At 66.9% G+C, this 1,793-nt stretch carries 2 protein-coding genes; both read right to left on the minus strand.

Annotated features, from left to right (window positions below; genetic code table 11):
* Positions 1–575 (minus strand): acyl transferase (locus RUW20_RS12550; RefSeq protein WP_313952571.1); only part of this gene is annotated, 575 nt, incomplete at its 3' end.
* The gene (locus RUW20_RS12555; RefSeq protein ID WP_313952572.1) at positions 572–1,585 is read right to left on the minus strand and encodes an aromatic ring-hydroxylating dioxygenase subunit alpha; all 1,014 of its coding nucleotides are present in this window, start codon (positions 1,583–1,585) and stop codon (positions 572–574) included. The genes RUW20_RS12555 and RUW20_RS12550, both read right to left, overlap by 4 nt.
* Positions 1,586–1,793 lie beyond the last annotated feature (208 nt).

Raw genomic sequence — 1,793 nt, forward strand, 5'->3', positions numbered from 1 at the left:
AGGATCGGCAGCGCCACGCCGTCGTCGATGCGCGCGCCCGGCCCGAGCCGCGAGGAGGCGCCGAGCATGACGCCGGCGCCGATGCGGATGCGCCGCACGTAGAGCACCAGAGCGTCATCGCGGCGCTTGACGAGATGCGCGTAGCAGGCGACGCGATGCCCGAAAACGACGCCATCGCCCACCTCGAGCAGGCCGCGGTCGATGATGTCGACCTGCGGTGTCCAGTAGACCGCGCGGCCGATACGACTGCCCCACAGCCGCAGCCAGGCGCTGTAGAGACCCGGCACCAGGCGCAGAGCGCCCTCCAGTGCGGGAAAGGCGCTATACATCACCTGCAGTTGATGCCCGCCCCACCACGGCGAATAGCCCGCCGCGTCGATGCGCGACGCGCCTTCGACCAGCGGCCATAGCGTCTGATGCAGGCGGTAGAGGGCCACCGGCAGCAGGTAGAGCACAGCCAGCAACACCAGGGCGCTGGCCACATCCCCCGCCACGAGCACGCGCCACAAGCAGGCCATCGCCGCGAGCAGCCAGAACGCCGGGAAAAAGCCGAGGATGCGCGCGCGCCAGCTCATACGCGGAATTCGATCTCGTGCTCGACCAGCGGCAGCGCACGCGGATCCTCGCCGCGGCCGATGGCCTCGCGAATCGAATCGACCAGGCGGTGGATCAAGTCGGCCGGCGCATCGAGGAACTCGGCGCCGTAGCGCGCGATGTTCTCCCCCTGGCGGGCTAGGATTTCCACATCCTGGTCGATGATGCGCTGCGCGTGCCGCCGCACGAAGGCTGCGGCAAGCGCGTTCCACAGCCCGAAGCGGTAGGTGAGATCGGTGTAGACCAGCGTCTCGCGCTCATCGACCGGCACCGCTTGCGAGGTGATGATGAAAGTCTTGCGGCCGATCTCGTAGATGACCGAGCTGACGTTGGGCGCATGAAAGCTGTCGCCATGGCGAATCTCGTCGCCGCGCGGATTGAGGAACCAGCGATAGCTGCCGAGGTTGTCGCGCTCGTTGCGGTACGAGACGTGCACCGCGCCATCCGCCCGCCGGACGGTTGCCGTCAGCTGCTCGCCGCGCGTCGAACGAAAGATGCCCCGGTGCACGAAGGCGGTATGCGGGATATCGATGAAGTTCTCGACACAATTGGCGACGTTGTTCGCGAAACGGTTCTGCAGCCGCAGGTTCGTCCAGCCGGCCTCGCCGTAGTGCGGCATGGGAAATGGCGCGAGGTCGGCTGGGGCGTCGCGTTGCAGGCGAACGTAGATGAAGCCGTGCTGTTCGATCACCGGATAGGGCGCCGTGCAGTGTGCTGGCAAGCGCTCGCCGGACAGGCTGGGAATGGCCACCACCTGCCCTTCGCCATCGTAGGTCCAGCCATGGTAGGGACAGGAAAGGCGGCCCCCTTGAACGACGCCACCCGAAAGCGGTGCATTGCGATGCAGGCAGCGATCACGCAGGACGGTGGGCGACCCATCGGCTGCACGAAAGCAGACCAGCCGCTCGTCGAGCACGCGTCGAGCGAGGGGTGCGACACGCGTCAGCTCCCTGGACTCGGCCACCACATACCAGTAGTCGGCAAAGCTCATCGCCGCATCTCAGCCGCGCCGGCGTCGGCGGTACATGGCAAAGCGTCCACTTTCGACGACACGGCGGCGACCCCTGATCGTTTTCTGCACCCCACCGCGACGCGACTGTGCGCCGCATTGCGCGGGCCGGGATTCAGGTCTCGCAAGGACAGGAGACCCCCCGACAGCGGCAAAAGTATAGGAGCGCGGGGCAACGGTGGTCAATGTG

This window comes from Accumulibacter sp. (genome assembly GCF_032229525.1).
In the GTDB taxonomy this organism is placed as follows: Bacteria; Pseudomonadota; Gammaproteobacteria; order Burkholderiales; family Rhodocyclaceae; genus Accumulibacter.

Excerpts from the sequence above, each read along its gene's own strand:
- RUW20_RS12555 (WP_313952572.1), bottom strand. The coding sequence starts at position 1,585 with ATGAGCTTTGCCGACTACTGGTATGTGGTGGCCGAGTCCAGGGAGCTG.